Raw genomic sequence first — 21145 nt, forward strand, 5'->3', positions numbered from 1 at the left:
TGCTTCCTCATTCCTGCGTGAGCAGAGGCAGCTTGTCGTAGAGCGAGGCACGCGACATGCACAGCAGCTTGGCCGCGGCGAACTTGTTGCCGCCGGTGGCGCGCAAGGCGGCGCGCAGGGCGCTGCGTTCCAGCTCGGCGATCTGCTCGGCCAGGGGGCGCAGCAGGCTGGCGTCATCGGGGCCTTGGACCGGTGGGGCCGGCAGCGCCGGCGCCGGGCGCAGTTCACTGCCAGCGAGCGTCACGTTGCGGCCCGACGTACCTGTGGCACCTGTGGCACCTGTGGCGGGCTTCAGATAGGGCGCCAGCTGAGCGGCCTGCAGCAGCATTTCATCGCCCATCAGGCAGGCCAGTTCCAGGACATTGCGCAGCTCGCGGATATTGCCGGGCCAGTCCTGCTGCATCAGCAGCTCCAGCGCATCGGGCGCCAGGCTGCGCGAGGCCATGCCGGCGCGCCGCACGATGTCCTCCAGCAGGGCTTCGGCCAAGGCCTCGATGTCGTCCAGGCGCTCGCGCAAGGCCGGCACGCGCAGGGGCAGCACATTGAGGCGGTAGTACAGGTCGGCACGGAACTCGCCGGCCGCGACCATGGCGCCGAGGTCGCGGCTGGTGGCGGCGATCACGCGCACATCGACCGGGATCACGGTGTTGCTGCCCAGCGGCTCCACCTCCTGCTCCTGCAGCACGCGCAGCAGCTTGCTTTGCAGCGTGGTCGGCATGTCGCCGATTTCGTCCAGGAAGAGCGTGCCGCCGTCGGCCAGCTTGAACTTGCCTTCGCGGCCCTTGCGGTCGGCGCCGGTGTAGGCGCCGGGGGCGACGCCGAAGAACTCGGCCTCCAGCAAGGTGTCGGGCACGGCGGCGATATTGATGCTGACAAGGGGCTTGTGCGCGCGCCGCGAGGCGGCGTGGATGGCATGGGCCAGCAACTCCTTGCCGGTGCCGGTCTCGCCCAGCAGCAGCACGGTGGAGCTGCTCAGCGCGGCGCGGCGGGCCTGGCGTTTGACTTCCAGCGCGGGGGCGCTGCTGCCGATGAAACTGGCGATGGTGTGCTTGGAACGGCGGTTCTTGCTCTGCTCGGCGGCCAGCTGGCGGCGGGTGTCGTCCAGCTCCTGCTGCAGCCGGCCGAACTTGGAGATCAGCGGCTGCATGGTGGTTTCGGGGTGGTCCAGCAGCACCAGTCCGAGCGCGCCGATCACCTCGCCGGCCTCGTTGCGCAGCGGCAGGCGGGTCACCAGAAAGGTGCCGGCCCGGTTGGTCAGCAGGTCGATCAGCATCGGCTTGCCCGAGGCGATCACTTGCGGGATCAAGGTGTTGGGCACCACTTCCTCGACCGACCGGCCGACGAACTCCGTCTCGTCACCAAAACCCAGGGCCGGCAGAAAGCGCTTGTAGCCCTCGCTGATCCAGACGATGCGATGCGATCGGTCCACCACCATCATGCCCTCGGTGGCTTGGGCCAGCACATCGAACAAGGACTGCGCAGCCATGCGCAGCACGCCATCGGCATCGGCGGGCAGTTCGGGGATCAGGGAGCTGGAGACGGGCACGGCGGGCAAAGGGCAGTGAGGCAGGAGTTAAAAAAACGGAAAGAGCGAGGGCCCGATCGACGGGGCTGCGTCAATGTAGCAGCCCTGTCCGGCACCCCCGCTCGGCCGGCGGCCTGTTCGAGGCCGCGGCGCATTGGCGTGTTTAGAACTTGTAGCCGACGCCCGCCGTGATGGTCCGCGGCGCGCCGTAAAAGCCGCTCAGCACGCCCAGCGAGGCGATGTTGTAGCCGTCCGTGCGGTAGGCCTTGTTGGCCAGATTGCTGCCTTGCAGGGAGAAGCTCAGGCGCTCGGTTTTCTCCCAGATCATGCCGGCCGAGACCAGGCCGTAGGCGTTCTGGGCGATCACCTCGCTGAGGTCGGTGGTCGGGTAGACCTTGGTGCGGTAGTTCAGGCCCAGGCGGGTCTTGAGCACGCCGCCCAGGGCCAGGCCGGTGCGGTACTCGATGTTCAGCGCGCCCTGGAATTTGGGCGTGTTGCTGAACTTCTTGTCCTTGGCCACGTTGACGCCGCGGTCGATGTACTCGTCGTACTTGGCGTTCACGTAGGCCACATTGCCGCTGATGGACCAGGCCGAGTCGGGGCGCCAGGCAAATTCCACTTCCGCGCCCTGCACCGTGGCCTGGCCGGCGTTGGTGAAGTCACCGAAGAAGCTGGGCACGCCATTGGCGGCGGTGTAGGACGTGAAGATGGACAGCTGCACGTTCTTGTACTTGTTGTGGAAGACGGCGCTGTTGATCTCCAGGCGGCCGCCGTCGAGCACGGTCTTGGCGCCCAGCTCCAGCGAGTCCAGGGTTTCGTCGTTGAAGGGCTCGGCCGAACGCGGCACGGCCGTGGCTTGGGCGCGCACGTTGTAGCCGCCCGATTTGAAGCCGCGCGAGGCACTGGCGTAGAGGTTGGTCGTGCCGCTGAGCTTGTAGTCCAGGGACAGCTTGGGCGCGGTGTTGCTGACTTCGCGGGTCTTGTCGAAGTCGGCCGTGGCGGCGGTCACCTGGCTGAAGGTGGCGTCCTTGAAGCCTTGGTTCAGCACGCGCGCGCGTTTGCTTTCCTTGGTGTAGCGCAGGCCGGTGCTGAGGCTGAAAGCCGGGCTCAGGCGCCAGCTCCAGTCGGCGTAGGCCGCCTTGCCCTTGGTGTAGACGGTGCCATTGGTGCTGCCGAAGAGCAGGTTGAAGAAGTTGTTCAGCACCGTGCCGCCGGCTTCGCCGTCGAACTGGTACAGGCCCAGCACGCCGGCGTGGCCGCTGCCGCTGTCGTAGCTGAACTGCAGCTCGTTGCTGGTCTGCTTGTCGGCATAACGGGCCAGCACATCGGCGGTCTTGGCGGGCAGGCCGTCGAAATCGATGCCGGTGTTGGTCAGGCCGCGGCGGTTGGCGTGGACGAACTTGGCCGTCCACTCGTTGGACAGGTTCAGCGTCGCCGTCAGCGAGTGGCCGCGCGTGTCGGTGCTGTTCTGGTTGGCCATGCCGGTGGCGATGTCGTAGTTGCTCTCCACCGGCGGGTTGGCGTTCAGGCGTTTGAAGCCGCGCATGCCGGACTCATCAAGCGCCCGGTCGGCGCTGAAGACCACGGTCAGCGGCAGGTCCTTGGCGTAGTAGCCCACGGTGGCGCGGGCGGCCGTGGTGTCCTGGTTGCTGACATCGCTGCCGTCCGTCAGGTTCTTGCCATAGCCTTCGCGGTTCAGGTTGGCCACGGCAAAGCGAGCGCGGATCTGGCCGTCGGCCGCCGAGCCGCCGACCGAACCCTTGAAATTGGCCTGACCGTAGTTGCCGGTTGAGAAGCTCAGCGAACCCTCGGTCGCTGTACCCAGCGGGCGCGACACATACTTGATGGCGCCGCCGATGGTGTTCTTGCCGTAGAGCGTGCCCTGCGGGCCGCGCAGCACTTCGATGCGCTGGACATCGAACACTTCCAGCAGCGCGCCCTGCGGCCGGGCCATATAGACATCGTCCAGGTAGATGCCCACGCCTGGGTCTACGCCCCAGAGCGGGTCGGCCTGGCCGACGCCGCGGATGAAGGTGGTGATGGTCGAGTTGCTGCCGCGCGCGGCATACACGGTCAGGTTGGGCACCTGGCCTTGCAGGTCGCCGAGGTTCTTCACATTGAGCGTTTCCAGCGCCGTGGCGCTGAGGGCGGTCACGGCCACCGGCACATCACGCAGGGTTTCCTCGCGGCGGCGGGCGGTCACCTTCACGGCTTCGAGCTTGTTGGTGCTGGCTTCTGTTGCTGCTGCTGTGTCTGCCTTCGCAGCGTCCGCGCTGGTCTGCGCCTGGGCGCTCAGCGGCAAGGCGAACAGCGCGGCCATGGCCAGGCTCAGCGGCGAGAGGCGGATCTGGCCATGGGCTTGCTGCTCATGCACGCTGCGGGTGCATGAGCTCTGGGTGGTCTTGGCGGTGGTGGTGGTGGTGAAGCGCATCGGTTTGTCTCCGTGGGGTGGCTTGCTTGCTTTTGATCTAGGTCTGGCTGCTGCAGCTGAAAAAAGTAAGAAGGGGCTGCCGTGCTCTTGCTGGCTCGGCTCGCCTGGTACTTGTTGCTCCTTGCCGTCGAATGAATCGAACGGTGGCTCGATCCAGGAACCCAAGGACCAATCGGGTGCAGCGACCCCCTGCTTCTGCAATAGCTGTGCCCACGAAGCGTGCACGGCTCCCAGACTGGTGCAAACCACTAGGCCACCGCCCCTTCCGCCTCCCGGCTGGGCCGCGGCGCGCATGGTTTTGGGGCGAACCGGGGCGCAAACGCTGCGGAAGGCGGGAGATTTTGCGCAAACGGCGGCGAGTTGTGTCACCGATGACTGAGTTTCAGGCAGTTCTGTGTGCCGGAGTGTCTGAAAAACAGGCGGTGGATGATGTTTGGACGGAGTGTTGCGCGCCATGCGCTCGCGCTCCTCCTGAAGCACCAAGTGAGCCTCATACAATTTCGCGCGAGACAAAAAGCAGCAGCAGGTCGCTTGAATCTGCAGAACAAGCAAGAAGACATGACGTCGATCATGTCCAGCTTGTCGCCGGGCACTTTGTGAAAGCGAGTGCAGATCTATGAGGGGCTCGCACAGTGGGGTGCTAGAGCCATGCAGAGGGAGTTGAAGAGGGATGAAGACCAACAAGAAGTTCCTGGCCGCCATCGGCCTGGGCATGGGTATGGCCTTGGCCGCGCTGCCGAGCGCACAAGCGGCCCTGCAAGGGCGTGATCTCGACCCAGCCAAAGCGGGTTTCGAGGCTTACTACGACAGCGAACTGAACATCAGCTGGCTGGCTGACTTCGGAGCGGTCCGCAGCTTTGAGGCCGACGGACGCCTCAGCTGGGACGGTGCCCAGAGTTGGATCGCCCAGCTCAACACCCAATCGCTTTACGGTTTCAACAACTGGCGCTTGCCCAAGGTCACGCCGGTCAACGGTACTGCTTTCCAGTATGGCAACAGCAACAACGGCAGCTCCGACTACGGCGTGGCGGCCACCGGCCAAGGCTGGGGCAAGGCCTCAGAAATGGGCCATCTCTACTATGTGACCCTGGGCAACAAGGGCTACTGCACGCCGACCCCGGCCGGCAATGACGCTTGCACCATCCAGCCTGGCTGGGAGCAGAAGGACTTCGGCCCCTTCACCGGCCTGTCGACCTTTGTGTTCTGGTCTGGCACCGAGCTGCCGAACCGCCCGAACCAGGCCTGGTACTTCTATGCCTATTACGGCAATCAGTACTACCAGACCAAGGACCAGCAGTACTCGGCCCTGGCCGTGCGCGACGGCGATGTGCTTTCGCAGCCGGTGCCTGAGCCGACAAGTGCGCTGCTGATGTTCGGCGGACTGCTGGCCTTGGCTGCCGCCGTACGGCGCAAGTCGGTGTTGCGCTGATCATCGCCACAGCCAGGTCCGGCCGACACCGGCCTGGCCTCGCTCGCAGACCCGCGCGGGCCCTGTTTACTTGATGGACGTGAACCGCCCCTCAAACTGATCGTTCGAGCGGTGCAGCGTCTCGACGCCAGGCTTCATGGCCCAGGGGCGCACCTGGTGGTGCAGGGGAATGAACAGGTGCTCGTCGCGCAGGCGCAGCAAGGCCGCGCGGATCTGGGCATTGCGCTTGGCCACATCGGGCTCGAACTTGATCTGCTGGATCAGGGCATCGAGCTTGGCATCGCTGACCTTGCCGAAATTGAAGTTGCCGTCGGCGCCGCTGGTGCGCGTGTGGCCCCAGGCCTGCATGCCGTAGAGCGCGTCGTAGGTGGAGATGCCCCAGCCCAGCATGAAGAAGGGCGACTCGAAGCGCTGGAAGGTCTGGCTGTGGGTGACAAAGGGCAGGGTGATCAGGCGCACCTTGACGCCGATCCTGGCCCACATGGCCACCGCCGCCTGGCAGATCTGTTCGTCGTTGACATAGCGGTTGTTCGGGCAGTTCAGCGGCACCTCGAAGCCCTGGGGATAGCCGGCCTCGGCCAGCAGCTTGCGGGCGCGCTCGACATCGGGCTTGAGGGGCGCGTCGAGCGCGGCGTCGTGGCCGTTCACGCCCGGCGGAATCATCAGGGCCGCGGGCACCGAAAGGCCGCGCATGATGCTGCGCTTGATGGCTTCCCGGTCCAGGGCCAGGTTGAGCGCCTCGCGCACGCGCCGGTCCTTGAAGGGGTTCTTGCCCTTGACCGAGGAGTCCCGCAGCTCGTCGCTGCCCTGGTCCATGACGAAGAAGATGGTCCGCACCTCGGGTCCTTCGATCAGCTTGACCTTGCCTTCCTCCTTGAGCTTGAGAAAGTCGGCCGGCGGCAGGTCGGTGACGATGTCCACATCGCCGGAGAGCAGGGCTGCCACGCGGGTCGGTGCCGATTTGATGGGCAGGTAGCTCAGCTCGGTCACATTGCCCTTGTTGCTGTCCCACCAGTCCTTGTTGGCCACCATGCTGACCTTCTGGTCGGGCTGCCAGCCCACCAGCTTGTAGGGCCCGGTGCCCATGGCATTGCGCGAGGCGAAGTTCTCGTCCTTGGACTTGTAGTCGGAGATGTTCTCGGCCTTGTTCTTGCTCGCCCAGGCCTTGCTCATGATGGAGAAGTTGCTGAGGTTGGTCAGCAGCATGGGCGTGGGCGCTTCGAGGATCAGGTCCACGGTGTGGCTGTTGATCTTCTTGATCTCCTTGATGCCCGAGACGTAGGTCTGCTTGGTGCCCAAGGGCTGGCGGATGCGCTCGAAGCTGAACAGCAGGTCGTCGGCCGTGAAGGCGCTGCCGTCATGGAACTTGACGCCCTGGCGCAGCTCGAAGCGCACCTGGGTGGGCGAGACATAGGTCCATTTGGTGGCCAGCGACGGCTCGACCTGGTACTTGGCGTCCAGGCGGGTCAGGCCCTCGTAGATGTGGGCGCCGATGGTGTTGGAGGTGTTGTGGTCCTGTGAGTGGGGATCCAGGGTCAGGATGTCGTTCTGGGCGGCCCAGCGCAGGGCGGCGGCTTGGGCGGGCAGGATCGCAGCGGCCGAGAGGCCGAGTGCCACGGCGAGCAAGCTGGCCTTGAGAATTTGGCGGTTCATCGTCTGTCGCTCCTGAGTCCCTGGGAAGGAAACGATGCTAACGAGGGCCGCGCGCTGCGGGCTAGTGGCTTGCCCGCATGCAGCGTTGCAGGAGCACGGCACCAGATCGACAGGTCATCGTTCGGTCACGGCAATGTCCCGGGCTCTTGTGGCCCAGCTCAAGCAGACGATCAGGCGCTTTACCATCCAAGACCCCGAGGCCTTCGTTCCTTGCTATGAACATCATCCTCCCGATGCGAGTTTGGTTCGCCGAACTGCTTCGGCGCCGCCCGTCTGTCGGCATTGCCGCTTTGGCCGCCTTGCTCTTGCTGTCGGCCAGCCTCGGGCATGAAGGCCTGCGCGTGCCGCAGATGCTGCTGCTTGCCCTGCCCGGCCTGATCTGGCTGCGCTGGCCGGTGCGCAGCCCGCCCTGGCGGCGGCTGCGCCTGTTCGGCGTGGCCATGCTGCTCGGGATTTTTCTGCTCGATGGCTTCTTGCGTGCCTATCTGCGCCAGCGCTATGCGGCCGTGCCGGACAGCACCCTGGTGCTCACTGCTGCAGCCAACACCAGCCCGCGCGAGGCCCTGGAGTACCTGATGGCTCAGGGGGCTCAATGGTGGCCGGGTTTGCTGGCGCTCTTGCTGGCGCTGGGCCTGCTGCTCGGCCTGGTGCGCGTGGCCAGCCAGCAGCCGCCCCGCCCGCTGGGGACCGGCTCGCGTTGGCTGTGGCTGGGCCTGCTGCTGCTGTGCTGTGTGGCCCATGCCAGCAAGCCCTGGCGGCGCCATCACCCGGTGGCCTTCTGGCCACATTGGGCGGTGTCGGTCGAGACCTTGCGCATGAACTGGTCTGACCAGAGCCGCCAGCGTGAGCTCCTGCTGGAGCAGGCCCGGGCCTCGGGCGTGCGCGCCCTGGGCGCTGAGTCTTCGACGGTGGTGCTGGTGCTGACCGACAGTGTCAACCGAGACAATATGAGCTTGTATGGCTATCAGCGCGAGACCACCCTGCAGTTGCAGGCCTTGAGCCGTGAAGAGGGCGCGCGATTGCTGGTGCTGCCCCACGCCTGGTCGGTGCAGGCCACGACGGTGGCGGCGCTCGACGGCTTGTTCAGCTTCGGCGGCAGCATGGCGGCACAGCCTGGCTCGGCGGCGCCTGCGCCGGGTCACATCCTGGCTTTGGCCCGCGCGGCCGGCTACCGCGTCTGGTGGATGAGCAACCATGACGACCTCGCCATCGAGCAGCAGCATGCCCAACTGGCCGACACCGTCGAGATGATCAACCGCGAGCCGGGGCGCTCCTCATCCATGCTGGATGGCGAGCTGCTGGACTCCTTGGAGGAGGCTTTGGCCGATCGCGCCGCGCCGCGCAAGCTGATCGTGCTCCATCTGCTGGGCGCGCACCCGCATTACCGCTTGCGAGCGCCCGAGGCACTGCGGCCTTTCGAGCAGGGTGGCGATGCGGTGGAACGCGAGATGCAGGGTCAGCAGCGTCCCGTCTGGTTGCGCGAACAGCGGCAGGACTATGACGCAGTCATTCATTACCACGACGGGGTGGTTGCCGAGACCTTGCGAAAGCTCAAACGCCATGTGCCGGCAGGCGGTGAGGCCGCCTGGATGTATTTGTCGGACCATGGGCAGGAGGTCGGCCATAGCATCGACCATGCCGGCCACAGCCCGGGCACCGAAGCGGGCTATAGGATCCCGGCCATGCTGTGGCGTACGCCGCAAGCCTTTGCCCCGGGCAGCGGCCAGCAGCCGTTTCGGGCCGATTGGACGGGCTGGACCCTGGCCGAGCTCCTGCGCATCGAATGGCCAGGCATGGAGCCGGCACGCAATGTGCTCGACCCGCGCTATCGCTGGGAGGCACCGCAGCTGCCGATCGGCGAGGTGGATTTCGCGCGCTGACTGCGCGGGCCGTGGGCGGCCCCCTTGGCGCAGACCCATATGGCGATCTGCTCAGCGGTGAACATGGGGGTCACGACGCTCCACCTGGGCCCTTCAATGCCGTTTCGGGTGGGGGCGGGCATCCCATGGAGCCAAGTCCGCAGCATTCTTGATCGGAGCTCGTGCCGGTCGGGTCCGGGCACGCGATGTCTGTTGCCGCTCCAGCGCCCGCCCCGCCGCCGCCTTCAACAGCTTCTGGAATGAGGGGCACTGCGCATGGCTGGGTGCCGGGCAGGCGGCGGCATGGCGCAGGCCCGCGCTCATTGCGCGCAGCTGCCGTATCGTGCGGTCCAGCTCGTCGGCCTTGGCTGTCAGCAGGCCGCGGTCGATCTTCGGGTCGGGCCCCGATGCGCCATGGGTCAGCATGGCGCCGATCTCGTCCAGTGAAAAACCGGCAGCCTGGCCCAGGGCGATCAGGGCCAGCTGGTCCAGCACCGTGGCCGCGAACCTGCGGCGGGCGCCTTCTTCGCTGCCCGCCAGCGAGCGGATCAGGCCCCGGCGTTCGTAGTAGCGCAGGGCCGAGGCGGCCACACCGCTGCGCCTCGCCACTTCGGCGATGTACAGGATTGACTCCATCTGCTCAATCTCCCGCTTGACTTGAAGTTGACTTCAACTTCTATAGTGACTGCAACAGTCCCCGAACGTCAAGCTTCAGCAGGAGATCACCATGTCTTGGATGCCCGATAGTGCCCCCGCAATCGCCGCCTCAGCCCACCCCGCCCTGGTCGCGGCCCTGATCGGCGTTGCCGCCACTGCCTTCTTCGATGCCTGGCTGTTGCTGCTCAACAAGCTGCTGCGCGTGCCGACGGCCAGCTTCGGCCTGATCGGCCGCTGGCTGGGCCATATGGCGCGCGGCCGCTTTGCTCATACGGCCATCGCCCGCGCCGAGCCCATCCGCCATGAGCTGGCCCTGGGTTGGCTGCTGCACTACGCCGTGGGCCTGGGCTTTGCCGCCGGCCTGCTGGCCTGGCAGGGGCCGGCCTGGCTGCAGCGGCCCAGCCTGGGGCCGGCCCTGGCTTTCGGCATGGCCACGGTGCTGATGCCGCTGTGCCTGATGCAGCCGGCCCTGGGCGCCGGATTCTTTGCCCGCAAAACCGCCACGCCGCTGAAGAACTGCCTGCGCAGCCTGGCCAACCATCTGGTTTTCGGCCTCGGGCTCTACCTCGGGGCCCTGGCCCTGGCGCCTCTGATGCGCTGAGCCCGCGCAACTGGCGCAGCGCACCCGCGCGGCCGCCAGCAATCCACCTCTTGTTCCCTTCCGTTGGCGCCCGGACTTCGCGCCGGCGGAGCCTTGCCTGCCTGTTCGCCTGAAGTCCTTGTTGTCTCAACTGGAGCACCCCCATGAAACCCAGAACCCTCGCCATCGTTTATCACAGCGCCCACGGCCATACCGAGCACATCGCGCGCCACATCCTGCTGGGCGCCGAGAGCGTGCCCGGGGTCCAGGCGCAGCTGCTGAAGGCCGAAGACCTGACCCTGAAACCGGCCGAGCTGCTCGCCTTTGATGGCCTGATCTTGGGCTCGCCCACCTACCTCGGCGGCGTGTCCGGGGTCTTCAAGACCTTCATGGACGCCACCGGCCGCCTGTGGAGCCAGCAGGCGCTCAAGGGCCGCCTGGCCACTGGCTTCACCGTGTCCTCCCTGCCGGCGGGAGACAAGCAATCGACCCTGCTGTCGCTGTTCGTGTTCAGCATGCAGCACGGCATGCTCTGGGTCGGCAACCCCATCTTGCCCGAGCAACATGCCGGCGTGCCCTATGAGCAAGCGGCCAACCGCCTCGGCTCCTGGTCCGGCTTGATGGCGCAAGCCGAGCACGGCGCGCCGGCCGAAGCGATGGCGCCCGGCGACATCAAGACCGCCCGCATGTTCGGCGCTCACTTCGCCCAAAGCCTGCTGCGCGTCGGCAGCCCGCAAGCCGACACCGCCGCAGCGGCAGCGGCCCTGGCGGCCCACGCCTCATGAGCGCTGCACGCAGCGCAGCCCAGAAGCTCGCGCCCCTGCTGTTCGGCCTCATCCTCTCGGGCCTGATGTCCTTGCTGGTCTCGGCCGTGGCGACCTTGCGCGCGCTCGGACCTGGCCCAGGATTCTTTGCCCACTGGCTGGGCGCTTGGTGGCCGGCCTGGCTGATCGCCTTCCCGGCCGTGCTGCTGCTCGCGCCGCTCACGCGCCGCCTGGTGCAGCGCGTGCTGGCCGAGCCCAGCCCTTGAAGCCGCTATGGCGGCGCTGAGCCGCGGCTGGGAAGTGCGACTTTCATCACGACTTGCCCCTGGCTCCCTTGTTTTCACCCGCAGGCGCGGGGGGCACAGGGGGCCAGGTCGCAGCCAACAATGAAGTCCAGCCCGAGTACAGGCAATCGCCTCACCCGGCCCCACCCAACGCAGCATCGCGGACTCATCATAATGAACAGCAAGAACGCTCTCTCCGCCCTGGCCCTTGGCATCGCATCGCTGAGCGCGTTGCTGCCCATGAGCGCCTCGGCCGACGCCGTGATCGTCAACCCCCTGGCCGGAGGCTCGCATTGGAACTCGCTGGGCGAGCCTGACACCACCACCTATGGCCAAACCTTCAAGGTCGCTGATGCCACCAACACCCGTCTCGATTCCTTCAGCTTCTGGCTCAAGTCGATCCGTGGAACCTCGCATTTGCGTGCTTATGTCGCCGAATGGAGCGGGAGCGGCATCGTCGGCACCAACCTGTTTGCCGGCAATGAGTTCTCAGGTGTCTACAGCGACTTCACCGAAATCGCTATCAGCACCGGCGGCTTGAATCTCGACGCCAGCAAGCAGTACGTCGCCTACTTCAGCGCCGCTGGTCTGTTCGATGGAGAGGCTGATGGTGTCTACATCGGTACCAACAATTTCCAGGATGCATACGCCGATGGCAGCTTCGTGTATGACAACAGGCGTGGCGTGTCGCCTGGCGCGGACTGGAATGGCTGCCACAGCGACTGCCCCGATGTCGCCTTCCGCCTGGCTTTCAATCAGTCGAGCGGCGCCCAGGTGCCCGAGCCAGCCAGCTTCGCCCTGACTGGCATCGCACTGCTTGGCATGCTGGCCGCACGCCGCCGCAAGGGGCACGCAGCTCGCTGAGCGTGCCAGCGGTTTCGGCCGCCGAACTCAGATCCGAGCGGGCCCGGCCCGCATTTGATCGCCGCCAGCCCTCGGGTGCTGAGCGGCGATTTTCATTTCCTTCTGCACCATGCCGCGCCGCTAGCGCCTCTGCAAGCGCAGCTTCAAGGGCTGGCTGGGCCGCAAGGTGATGTCCAAGCGAGGGCTGGGTGCTGGCAGCCCTGACACCGGGCATAGGCGGTAGTGCTGCAGGATCAAGGCGCCGATGACCATCATCTCGGTCGTGGCGAAATGGCTGCCCAGGCAGACGCGCGGGCCGGCGCCGAAGGGCAGGTAGGCGCCGCGCGGGATCTCGCCATGGCCGCTGCCCGGGTCAAAGCGCTCGGGGCGGAAGGCCTCGGGCTCCTGGAACCAGCGCGGGTCGCGCTGCGTCAGGGCCGGGGTCAAGCGGACCATGGCGCCGGGCGGGATCTCGCAGCCGGCCACGCGCAAGGGCGTGGCCGCGACGCGGGTGATCAGGGCCGCGCCGGGCGGGTAGAGCCGCAAGGTCTCCTTGATGCTGCGGTTCAGGCGTGGCAGCCGGGGCAGATCGGCCGCTGTCGGTGCGCGCCCGGCCAGCACCAGGTCCAGTTCCTCGGCAATCGCTTGCTGCTCCTGCGGATGGCTGGCCATGCACCAGCCCCACCAGGTGAGTGCGGCTGCCGTGGTCTCGTGGCCGGCCAGAAAGGTGGTCATGCACTCGTCGCGCAGGCCGTGTTCGTCAAAGCCGCGGCCCTCGGCATCGCGCGCTTGCATCATCATGGCGAGCAGGTCATCGTGCGGCGCGTCGTCCTCGCGCCGGCGCGCCAGCTCTCGGCGGATGAAGCCATCCAGCGTCGCCAGGGCGCGTCGCTTGGGCGCCTTCCAGGGCGCCCACAGCGGGCTGCTGACCGGCCAGTAGAACTCGCCCATGGCCACCACGCTGAGCACATGCACGGCCTCGGCGGCAGCGCGGCCCTGGGCTTCGTCGCTGCGTGAGAACAGGCTGCGCAGGATCACCTCCATGGTCAGCTGGGTCATGGCGGCCTCGAAGCCGAAGGCCTCGCTGCCGGCGCCATCCCAGCGTTGCAGAGCTTGCTGTCCGGCGCTCACCATCAGCGGCAGCAGCGCGTCGACCCGCTTGGGCGCAAAGCCCGGCTGCAGCATCTGGCGCTGGCGCTTCCAGGCGGGGCCTTCGGCCACCAGCACGCTCTGGCCGTGGGCCGAAGCAAAGATCTCGGTCGCACGCGGCCAGCGCAGCAGGCCCTCGTGCGATTGCACCAGCAACTCGCGCACATGCTCGGGGTGCACAAAGCTGAAGTCCCGGTAGAGCAACAAGCGCTGCTGCACCACATCGCCCCAGCGCCGGTGCCAGCCTTGCACCGTGCCGAGGTAGTCCTGGCGCAAGGCGCGCAGCTGCTGAAAACCGATGCCACGCGGGCCGGAAGGGCCGGGCTTGCTTGAGGCGGCCTGAGGGTGATTTGCCTTGCCGGCGTCGGCAGGAAGTTGGGTGGTGCTGTGCTCGTCCATGCGGCGCATCATGGCCAGGTCCAGTGAGCGCGTCTTGAACGAAATCGACATGAGGCGAGTCTTGTGCGGAGGGCGTGCAGGCATGGGCCCGCGCGCTGCCTACACTTCCGCCATGCCCACCGACCGCCACCCCGACGCCGTTGCCCGCTTGCTGGTGCCCAGCCTGGCGCTGGCCGGCTGCGTGCGGGCCTGCCTATGGCGCGACACCACCGGTGTGGCGGCCCCGCTCAGCGAGGCCCAGCGCGACAGCCATTTCGCCGCCAGCCCCTTGTGCGGCCTGACCTGGACGCTGCAAGGCGGCGGTTGGGAGGTCGAGGCACAAGGCCAGTTGCGGCCCATCGAACACCGTGCCTTGCTCGGTGGTCCGCGCAGCCGGCCGGCGCATTTCCGCTCCGAGGCTGGCATCCGCAGCTTCATGGTGGCCCTGCAGCCCGAGGCCTTGCATGCCTTGACCGGGCTGGACCTGGCCGCCCTGCTGGACCGTTATGTGCCCATCGAAAGCGTTCTGCCTGGCAATGACTGGCGCCAACTCAATACCCAGATGCTGGCAGCGCAGGACGAGCAGCAGTGCATGGCGCTGCTGGAAGCCTTTTTCCTGCCACGCTGGCGGGCCTTGCAGCAGGAGCGAGCCACCGCGCCCGAGCGCGGCCGCTACCGCGACTGGATGCAACACCTGGCCCTGCGCGCGATTGCCGGCGGCCATGGCGCCAGCCTGCGCCAGATCGAGCGGCGCATCAAGCAATGGAGCGGTCAGAGCCTGCGCGCTCTGCGCGGCATCAGCCGGGCCGAGGCCACCTTCTTCCAGGTGCGCCGTGAGATGGAGGCCGGTGAGGTGGTCTGGAGCGCCCTGGCCCAGGACGCGGGCTACACCGACCAGGCCCATCTCTGCCGCGAAACCCGGCGCGTCACCGGCTTCAGCCCCGAAGAGCTGCGCCGCCGCATCGAAGAGTACGAGGCTTTCTGGCCGTATCGAATTTGGGCCTGAGCCCAGCGCACACCCTTTCGGGGGGTGTTACAGATCAGTAATAACCCGCTGTTAGCATGCGGCGGCCTCGCAGGGAGGTGCTTGTCATCGAGAAGTAAAACGATTGAAGAAGAAAACAATCGCCATGGCCGCAATGGTCATGATCAGGGGTGGAGTTTCGGCCGCCGAAGTATCAACTTATCTAGGCGGAGACTTCGGGTCGAGCCGACTCGAACTGAATCACCAATCGGAGACCGCAACAAGCTTTGGCGCCACCATCGGCTACAGGTTCAATGACTACCTTGCCATCGAACTGAAAGCGCAGCGTCTGGGTAACTGGACGCTGGATGGAATGAACTATCGAGCCGGCGCTTTGAAAGCCTCGGTTCTGGGCATCTTGCCGATCAGCCAGCACGCCCACCTCTTTGGCCGCATCGGCTACGGGCGCAACACCTTGGAGGCATCCGCCGCTTCGTCCAAGAGCTCGCTGAGCAGGAGCCAGCTGCTTGTGGGTGCAGGGATCAGCTATCAGTTCAACCCTCAGTGGAGCGCTCGCCTCGAACTCAACCATCAGGGCGACCAGCCCATCAGCTACAGCTTGGGCCAAGCCAGAGCGACCGTGAGCCAGTACAGCCTGGGCCTCAACTACTCAATCTGAGTGCGCCGGCGCGTTGAGAAGGACGCGGAGTTTGGGTGGGTGAGTAGTGAGTCCTTGGGTGAACAAGTGAACAGGTGAACCACACGCGGCTGCCCCGCCCATTCACGACTCACGACTCACGACTCACGACTCACCTGTTCACCTGTTCACCGCGCCAACACGTGCCATCTTCCTCGCTGCAAAAAGAGGCCAACAGGGCCGTGTCCAGGGCCTGCCCCGGCAAGGGCAGCTCTTCGTTGGGCCAGCGCTTGACCAGATGGCCGTTGGCCACGCCTCCGGCATGGAGCTCCTGGTAGGCGCGGCGGTGCTGCATGGTCACGCCGCCGTTGGCATTGGCGATGATGCGGCTCTCGCCCAACTGCCAGGGTTCAAAGTAGGCGTCCGCCAGGCGGTCCACCTCGCGGAAATAGGCGCGCGCGCCTTCAGCGTCCAGCTTGCGGCGCACGGTGCGGGTGATCTGGCCTTGCAGCTGGTCCAGCGTCTCATAACTCATCGTCTGCACCGCACCAGGCGACAGATCGCGACCTTGCATCAGCGCTTGCAGTGCCGGCGCCGCAGCCAGTTCTGCAGACAAGGCCTGCACCATGGCCGCCACCACCGCATGGTGTGGCGCCACGGCCGTGGCGATGGAGCGGGTCTGTGGCTGATACGGGCAGCGGATCTCGACAAAGCGCGGCTTGGTCGGGCCCGAGCAGCCGTCGTGGTGGTAGTACTCGCCCTGGCTCAGCCGGCCCTTGCTGGAGCGGCCGCGCACATCGCGGTAGCTCGGGTGCCGGCTGTCCAGGTTCAGGCAAACCACCAGGCCGGTGGCATCCGCCAGCTGGAAAAACGGCTCGCGCCACTCGGGCTGCAGAAGGATGTCGTGCAGATAGTCGCTGGGCGCGATTGCCGCGCCTGCTTCGGCCGGCTCCATGCCCTCGATCACCAGCACAAAAGGCTTGGGCCGGCGCACGCGCCATGTCCGGCCGGCGAAATCGAGGGTGGAATGGGTAGACATAGGAGGGCAAGAGTGGCGAAGCGCCACGAATTCTAGGCGCCCGGCCTTTTCCGCCGGCAGGGCCGCTCGCCGCGCAGGCCTCTCATGTGTGTGAGTGCCCGCGCGACCCCGCGCACAAGCCGCTGAACTTGCTTGCTAGGTCTAGAAATTCAGGTATCTTGAAAAAGGAACAAAGCTCCAGGCAAGCCGGCCGGAGTCACCACAAGTACAGCAATCTCCGAGGGAAGCCCTGACCATGAAAAGCCGACGCCTGCCCGTCTTCTTCGATGCCCGTATGGCGGTCGAACAGCTGCATTTCGCCCCCGGGGCCAACAAGCCGCGCCTGGCCGTGGAGGATTGGATCGACCATGACTTGGCCATCGACATCTGCGGCTTCGATCCGGCCAGTCGGGATCAGCTCTATGCCGCCCATGACCGGGCCTATGTGGACGGCGTGCTGGCCGGGCGCATCAGCAATGGCTTCGGCAACCGCAACCTGGCCGTCGCCGAGACCTTGCCCTGGACCAGCGGCAGCATGCGAGCCGCCGCGCATCATGCCCTGCAGCACGGCGGCATTGCCTGCTCGCCGACCAGCGGCTTCCACCATGCCCACCACGATGCCTCGGGTGGCTATTGCACCTTCAATGGCCTGCTCGTGGCGGCCTTGGACCTGCTGCGTGACTCGCCCGAGCTCTACATCGCCATCCTTGACTTCGACATGCACTACGGCGACGGCACCGACCAGATCCTGCGCCATCTGGGTCTGCAGGGCCGCATCAGCCATGTCACGGCAGGCAAGGACTTCGACCGCGGCATGGGCGCTGACTTCATGGATCAGATGCACTTGATGATTGACGGTGCCCGCATCGAGAGTCAGGGCCGGGTGCCCGACCTGATGCTCTACCAGGCCGGCGCTGACCCGCATCTGAACGATCCACTCGGCGGCATGCTCAGCGACCGTCAACTGGAGCTGCGCGACGCCGAGGTCTTCCGCTACTGCCGGCTGCAAAGCGTGCCCGTGGCTTTCAACCTGGCCGGCGGCTACCAGCGCGATGCGCGGGACGGCATCGCGCCGGTGCTTGCAATTCACCGGCGCACGGTGGCGCAGGCGATGGCCTGTTTGAATCAAAGCTGAGCACGGCGCTTGGCCTTGACCTCAGCCAGGCCCAGTCCGGCAGCCAAAAGGAGGCGCAGCGAAGACGTCTGGGGCACGATGCCCATGCCGAGCCCTGGCAAGTGACGCGAAGGTTTGTGGGCCCACTACACTGGCGGAGGACTTCTGCGTACACCTTCACTGCAACATCCACCATGACTGACTGGGCGCAACACGGCAGCTTCTCTTTGTGCTGGCAAGGTGATGTTCTTTTGGCCCGGTACGGCGGTACCTGGAATGACATTGCCTCGCGCAATTTGCATCGAGAAGCACGCAAATTGTGGGCGCAGCGCGGCCTGCAAGCCGGCGGCCAGGTCAGGCCTTGGGGGCTTCTGAGCGACGCCTTGGAATGGGAGGGCGGCACGCCCGAGGCCTTGCAACTGTGGTGGAAGTTTTTTGAGGACGGCGTCCGCCACGGCATGGTGGCGGTCACCGATGTGCTGCCAACGCAATTCCACGAAACCATGGTCAAGTCGCTGGCTGACCGCGCCAGTCAATTGGCTCTTTACCATTTGAGCCCCTCCGTTGATGCGGGCATGGCCTGGCTGGCACAGCAAGGCCTGCATGGCCACAGTGACGCGACCGACTGACTGACTGAGTGCCGCCCACAGTCGCACAGGCCATGCCTGTGCGACTGGGTCACACACCTGCTCTTCGCCAGGCTCCTGGCGTAGCCCCCAGCTCCGCCCTGAAGCTGCGGCTCAGGTGACTGGCGCTGGCATAGCCGCACTGCGCAGCGACCTCGGCCAGGCTCAGCTCGGAGCGTTCTCGCAGCAGGGCCTGGGCGTGGGCGCTGCGGCGTTGGCTGATCCAGCCGTGCACGCTGCAGCCCAGGCTGTGGCGGAACATGCGAGCAAAGTGAAACTCGGACAGGTTCGCCTCGGCCGCCAGCTCGGCCAGGCTCAGGCCTTCGGTCTGGCCCGCCGCCAGCTGGGCCTCGATCTGCTCCAGCACACGGCGGCGCGCGGCCGGGGCCAGGCCGCCTTTGGCCAGTTGCAGGGCGCGCTCGCGGGCATGGGGTTGGGCGGCCATCAGCACCAGGCGGTCCAGTGCGGCTTCGCTGAGCTGGTGGGCCTGCAGGCGCTGCTGGGTGTCGCCCCAGTCGAGCCCGCTGACCAGGCGGGCCCAGTCGGCCAGGGCCGGGTCTTGGCCGAAGATGCGCGGCGCCAAGGTGTAGGCGCGTGGCTCGGCGTCGAGCAGGCGGACGATGCGCTGCGCCCAGGCGCTGTCGGACAGATACAGGTGCACAAAGCGCAACGGGCCGGCGATTTGCCACTGCGACTCATGGTCGGCCGGCAGGATGCAAAAGGTGCCCGGCTGGCCGTGCGCGGCATCGAGTGGGCTGCGTTCGCCGACCACGCGCACATCCTGGCCGCCTTGCAGGTACACCGACAAGGTGTGGTGGCCGGGGCGGTTGTAGCCGGTGTGGTCCTCGCAGTTGCGCCACTGGGCCAGGCGCAGGGCGCCGCCCAGGTCCGCCTGGCGCTCCAGCTGCGCGCGCGACTGGCTCAGCACCGCGAACACCTGGGGTGGTGGGGCGGCGCCGGCAGCAGGGCTTGGCGGGGCGGGCTCAGTGGACATGGCGCGATTTTCAACGGCACAGGCTTGCAGTGCCCGCCGCCGCGCGCAAAAAGCGCAGGAATGTGCAATCCCCGGCAGGGCATGGCCGGCATGCTCTGGCCCTGATTCCTAGGAGCCGATTTCGTGAATGCAATGCTGTACGCCCTGGTGGTGCTGATCTGGGGCACGACCTGGATCGCCCTGAAGTGGCAGCTGGGCGTGGTGCCCATCCCCTTGTCGATTGCCTACCGTTTCGGCCTGGCCGCCCTGATTCTGTTCGCCTGGCTGGCCTGGCGCGGCCAGCTGCAGCGGCCACGCGGTCGTGCGGGCCTGTGGGTGCTGGGCCAGGGCCTGTGCCTGTTTTGCTTCAACTTCGTCTGCTTTCTCAATGCCAGCGCATTGATCCACAGCGGCCTGGTGGCCGTGGTGTTCTCCAGCTCCACGCTCTGGAACGCGCTGCTGGCGCGTCTGATCCATGGCCGGCGCCTGGCGCCCCAGGTGCTGGCCGGCGGCGCGCTCGGCCTGGGGGGCTTGCTGCTGCTGTTCTGGCCCGAGATCAGCGCCCATGGCGCCAGTGCCAGCACCTTGCAAGGCCTGGCCTGGGCGCTGGGGGGCACGCTGTGTTTTTCGACCGGCAATCTGCTCTCCGCCGCCCTGCAGGGCCAGGGCTTGAAGCCGGCGCAGACCAACGCCTGGGGCATGCTGGTCGGCACCCTGCTGCTGCTCAGCTACTGCCTGCTGCAAGGCGTGCCCTTCGCCTACGAGCCGGGCTGGCGCTACAGCAGCGCCTTGCTCTATCTGGCGATTCCGGGCTCGGTGATCGGCTTCACCGCCTACCTGACCCTGGTCGGCCGCCTCGGCCCCGAACGTGCGGCCTACAGCACGGTGCTGTTCCCGGTGGTGGCGCTCAATGTCTCGGCCCTGTTCGAGGGCTACCGCTGGACGCTGCCGGCGCTGCTGGGCCTGGCCTGCGTGATGGCGGGCAATGTGTTGGTGTTTCGCAAAAAGCCGGTCTTGCCCAATATGCCCGTGAAAGCCGGGCCATCTTCTGCTGGATTCAAGGGCATCCAGGGCTAGGATGGCTCCAGGCGGCCGCTGACCTGGGAGGCAGACGGCCAGGGAGTGCCCCTTCATGAGTCAAACACCGTCCACCTGGGCCCTGCACCAGCTGGAAGTCGAGAAGTCCGGCCTGGCCGGGCGTTTGCGCAGCCTGCACAGCATCATCCAGGCGCGCTTTCCTTTGATCAGCCGCATGGCGCTGGCGCTGTACGACCCGGTCAGCGATGCGCTCAAGACCTTTGCCAGCAGCAATGAAGATGGCGAGGCTTTGCAGCGTTATGAGGCGGTGTTGGCCGAGGTGCCCTCGCTCTTGCTGCTGAAAAACGAGCGCCGCACACGGGTGGTGCAGGACATCGAGGCCAGCTTCGCCCACCCCACCGCGCACACCGCCTGGCTGCGTGGTCAGCTGTACCGCAGCAGCTACACCCTGCCCATCTTCAGCGGCCATGAGCTGGCCGCCTTCCTGTTCTTCGATGCCAAGGAGGCGAATGCCTTCGGGCCTGATGTCACCGGGTTTCTAGACATTTTTGCCGACATCGTCAGCCAGCTCTACCTGCTGCGCCTGGCCGCGGTGAACACCTTGGTGGGCGCGGTGGACATCGCCACCGGTCTGGCCCGAATCCGCGATGTTGAGACCGGCAGCCACCTGGAACGCATGGCGGCCTACGCGCGCCTGATCGCCAAGGCGCTGGCGCCCAGCCATGGGCTCAGCGATGAGCAGGTCGAGTATGTGCACTTGTTCGCACCCCTGCATGACATTGGCAAGGTGGGCATTCCTGATCGCATCCTTCTCAAACCCGGGCGGCTGGACGCTGAGGAGTGGGTTCACATGAAGCGCCATGTCGAGATCGGGATGGACCTGATCGAGCACATGGTGGCCGATCTGGGCCTGCAAGGCGACCCGGCGGCCCAGGTCATGCGCGAGGTGGTGGGCGGCCATCATGAGCGCGGCGACGGTTCGGGCTATCCCCTGGGTCTGCGCTTGGCTGAGATCCCGCTGGTGGCGCGCATCGTCGCCGTGGCCGATGTGTACGACGCCTTGTCCACCGAGCGGCCTTACAAGCCGCGCTGGAGCGAGGCCGACTGCCTGGCCGAGCTGCAGCGCGAAGTGGCGGCGGGCCGGCTGGACGCTGACTGCGTCGCGGCCTTGGTCGCCGCCGAGGCGGCGCGTGCCGACATCCGCCGCCGCCTGGCCGATTGAT

Annotated in this window: 19 protein-coding genes; 12 read left to right on the plus strand and 7 right to left on the minus strand. The window is 66.5% G+C overall.

Annotation, left to right across the window (positions count from 1 at the left end):
• Window positions 1–7: 7 nt before the first annotated feature.
• On the minus strand, window positions 8–1546 hold the full coding sequence (locus LNV28_RS06970; protein WP_411969913.1) for a sigma-54 interaction domain-containing protein: 1539 nt from the start codon (window positions 1544–1546) through the stop codon (window positions 8–10).
• A 142-nt stretch (window positions 1547–1688) separates the two neighbouring features.
• Window positions 1689–3956, minus strand: coding sequence for a TonB-dependent receptor (locus LNV28_RS06975; RefSeq protein WP_263515777.1), 2268 nt, complete (start codon window positions 3954–3956; stop codon window positions 1689–1691).
• 670 nt (window positions 3957–4626) lie between these two features.
• On the opposite strand from LNV28_RS06975, the gene LNV28_RS06980 reads away from it, so the two are divergent.
• The gene (locus LNV28_RS06980) at window positions 4627–5385 is read left to right on the plus strand and encodes an Lcl domain-containing protein (RefSeq protein WP_263515776.1); all 759 of its coding nucleotides are present in this window, start codon (window positions 4627–4629) and stop codon (window positions 5383–5385) included.
• 66 nt (window positions 5386–5451) lie between these two features.
• Here LNV28_RS06980 and LNV28_RS06985 read toward each other — a convergent pair whose 3' ends face one another.
• Window positions 5452–7038: an ABC transporter substrate-binding protein gene (locus LNV28_RS06985; RefSeq protein ID WP_263515775.1), complete on the minus strand. Its 1587-nt coding sequence runs from the start codon at window positions 7036–7038 to the stop codon at window positions 5452–5454.
• A 233-nt stretch (window positions 7039–7271) separates the two neighbouring features.
• Between LNV28_RS06985 and LNV28_RS06990 the strand changes: the two genes are divergently transcribed.
• Window positions 7272–8918 (plus strand): sulfatase-like hydrolase/transferase, encoded by a 1647-nt coding sequence (locus LNV28_RS06990; protein ID WP_263515774.1) that lies wholly within the window; start codon window positions 7272–7274, stop codon window positions 8916–8918.
• Window positions 8919–9011: 93 nt separating this feature from the next.
• Here LNV28_RS06990 and LNV28_RS06995 read toward each other — a convergent pair whose 3' ends face one another.
• On the minus strand, window positions 9012–9533 hold the full coding sequence (locus tag LNV28_RS06995) for a helix-turn-helix domain-containing protein (protein WP_411969914.1): 522 nt from the start codon (window positions 9531–9533) through the stop codon (window positions 9012–9014).
• A gap of 100 nt (window positions 9534–9633) precedes the next feature.
• On the opposite strand from LNV28_RS06995, the gene LNV28_RS07000 reads away from it, so the two are divergent.
• The 4 genes from LNV28_RS07000 (at window position 9634) to LNV28_RS07015 (ending at window position 12046) form a co-directional block, all read left to right on the plus strand.
• Entirely contained in the window at window positions 9634–10155 is a 522-nt protein-coding gene (locus tag LNV28_RS07000) for a DUF2938 family protein (RefSeq protein WP_263517113.1), read from the plus strand.
• A 143-nt stretch (window positions 10156–10298) separates the two neighbouring features.
• Entirely contained in the window at window positions 10299–10919 is a 621-nt protein-coding gene (locus LNV28_RS07005; protein ID WP_263515773.1) for a flavodoxin family protein, read from the plus strand.
• Complete coding sequence (locus tag LNV28_RS07010) at window positions 10916–11164, plus strand: DUF2798 domain-containing protein (RefSeq protein WP_263515772.1); 249 nt, start codon at window positions 10916–10918, stop codon at window positions 11162–11164. The genes LNV28_RS07005 and LNV28_RS07010 overlap by 4 nt, the downstream gene beginning before the upstream one ends.
• A 192-nt stretch (window positions 11165–11356) precedes the next feature.
• Window positions 11357–12046 (plus strand): PEP-CTERM sorting domain-containing protein, encoded by a 690-nt coding sequence (locus tag LNV28_RS07015; RefSeq protein WP_263515771.1) that lies wholly within the window; start codon window positions 11357–11359, stop codon window positions 12044–12046.
• A 120-nt stretch (window positions 12047–12166) separates the two neighbouring features.
• On the opposite strand, the gene LNV28_RS07020 is transcribed toward LNV28_RS07015, so the two are convergent.
• Window positions 12167–13624, minus strand: coding sequence for a cytochrome P450 (locus LNV28_RS07020; protein WP_263515770.1), 1458 nt, complete (start codon window positions 13622–13624; stop codon window positions 12167–12169).
• A 61-nt stretch (window positions 13625–13685) separates the two neighbouring features.
• Between LNV28_RS07020 and LNV28_RS07025 the strand changes: the two genes are divergently transcribed.
• Together LNV28_RS07025 and LNV28_RS07030 are read left to right on the plus strand one after the other, a co-directional pair.
• The gene (locus LNV28_RS07025) at window positions 13686–14558 is read left to right on the plus strand and encodes a helix-turn-helix domain-containing protein (RefSeq protein WP_263515769.1); all 873 of its coding nucleotides are present in this window, start codon (window positions 13686–13688) and stop codon (window positions 14556–14558) included.
• Window positions 14559–14661: 103 nt separating this feature from the next.
• Window positions 14662–15195: an outer membrane beta-barrel protein gene (locus tag LNV28_RS07030; protein ID WP_263515768.1), complete on the plus strand. Its 534-nt coding sequence runs from the start codon at window positions 14662–14664 to the stop codon at window positions 15193–15195.
• A gap of 130 nt (window positions 15196–15325) precedes the next feature.
• Here LNV28_RS07030 and LNV28_RS07035 read toward each other — a convergent pair whose 3' ends face one another.
• Entirely contained in the window at window positions 15326–16192 is an 867-nt protein-coding gene (locus LNV28_RS07035; RefSeq protein ID WP_263515767.1) for a hypothetical protein, read from the minus strand.
• A 235-nt stretch (window positions 16193–16427) separates the two neighbouring features.
• Between LNV28_RS07035 and LNV28_RS07040 the strand changes: the two genes are divergently transcribed.
• The gene (locus LNV28_RS07040) at window positions 16428–17306 is read left to right on the plus strand and encodes an arginase family protein (RefSeq protein ID WP_263515766.1); all 879 of its coding nucleotides are present in this window, start codon (window positions 16428–16430) and stop codon (window positions 17304–17306) included.
• A gap of 173 nt (window positions 17307–17479) precedes the next feature.
• Window positions 17480–17914 (plus strand): hypothetical protein, encoded by a 435-nt coding sequence (locus LNV28_RS07045; protein WP_263568757.1) that lies wholly within the window; start codon window positions 17480–17482, stop codon window positions 17912–17914.
• 49 nt (window positions 17915–17963) lie between these two features.
• Here LNV28_RS07045 and LNV28_RS07050 read toward each other — a convergent pair whose 3' ends face one another.
• Window positions 17964–18905, minus strand: coding sequence for a helix-turn-helix domain-containing protein (locus LNV28_RS07050; protein WP_263515764.1), 942 nt, complete (start codon window positions 18903–18905; stop codon window positions 17964–17966).
• Window positions 18906–19037: 132 nt separating this feature from the next.
• Here LNV28_RS07050 and LNV28_RS07055 point away from each other — a divergent pair, with 132 nt between their 5' ends.
• A complete protein-coding gene (locus LNV28_RS07055) occupies window positions 19038–19961 on the plus strand; it encodes a DMT family transporter (RefSeq protein WP_411969925.1) in 924 nt (307 codons plus the stop codon).
• A 55-nt stretch (window positions 19962–20016) separates the two neighbouring features.
• Window positions 20017–21144, plus strand: a complete 1128-nt coding sequence (locus LNV28_RS07060) for an HD-GYP domain-containing protein (RefSeq protein ID WP_263515762.1) — start codon at window positions 20017–20019, stop codon at window positions 21142–21144.
• Window position 21145: the final 1 nt, after the last annotated feature.

The sequence above is a fragment of the Paucibacter sp. DJ2R-2 genome (assembly GCF_025717675.1).
Taxonomy (GTDB): Bacteria; Pseudomonadota; Gammaproteobacteria; order Burkholderiales; family Burkholderiaceae_C; genus Paucibacter_A.